We start from the raw sequence: 943 nt of genomic DNA on the forward strand, positions 1-943 counted from the left end.
CCAGTAGGTCATCAAATAGATATTGCTGTTTTCACTGTCGCCAAACGGATTGAGCGTATTCCAAAAGTTTTGGAAGATGTCGGCGTAGTTCTGATAGCTGATGGCAATGTTCAGACGGCCTAAGTCTTCATCAATCGTCGTCAACGGCGTAAATGGCGGAATAGCGATTTCTTGTTCGGCAAAGCTGATTTTCAATACGATGGCGAACGGAATCAGAAACAGAATCAAAAGCCAAATATACGGCACGGCAATCACTGCACGCTGTCCAGGACGGCGGAACAGTTTGTTTTTCAGTTTTTTAAGGTCCATTGCATTTCCCTCAAATTAACTGTACAGAGGCGTAGGTTGGTTTTCAGGCCAGCTGATATAGACAGTTTCGTCCCAAGTCGGCGGTGTAATGTTGCGCACATACCAATAAGGTGCGGGAACTTGGCTTTTGACGACACGGCCGTTGGCGAGTTTGATATGGTAAATCGCAAAGCTGCCCAGATAGGCAATCTCTTTGACTGTGCCTTGAGCCCAGTTGTGTGCGCCTAAGTGTTCCGGTTTCTCTTTGTGCAAATCAATGTCTTCAGGGCGGATGCTGATCCAAATTTCATGGTCGTTCGGAACGCCCAAACCATGGTCGATGCGGACGTGGTTTTCCAAGCCGTCACATTTGACGATGGAGAAATCGGCGCGGTCATCAATGACGACGCCGTCAAAAATATTGGTTTCGCCGATAAATTCGGCAGTAAAGCGGCTGTTAGGATAGTCGTACACGTCGCTAGGCGTACCGACTTGGCGCAATTGGCCGTCGGACATAATGGCGATACGGGTAGCCATCGTCATCGCTTCTTCTTGGTCGTGGGTAACCATGATGCAGGTTACGCCGACTTGTTCCAGCGTGTTGACCAATTCCAGTTGGGTTTGTTGGCGCAGTTTTTTATCGAGTGCGCCCAAA

1 protein-coding gene and 1 pseudogene are annotated in these 943 nt (G+C 48.7%); both read right to left on the minus strand.

Annotated features, from left to right (window positions below):
• Window positions 1-309, minus strand: a pseudogene (locus ACTHUM_RS15430) (putrescine/spermidine ABC transporter permease); the annotation flags it as partial.
• A 15-nt stretch (window positions 310-324) separates the two neighbouring features.
• Window positions 325-943 (minus strand): ABC transporter ATP-binding protein (locus ACTHUM_RS15435; RefSeq protein ID WP_440403343.1); only part of this gene is annotated, 619 nt, incomplete at its 5' end.

The sequence above is a fragment of the Neisseria sp. P0021.S006 genome (genome assembly GCF_051956895.1).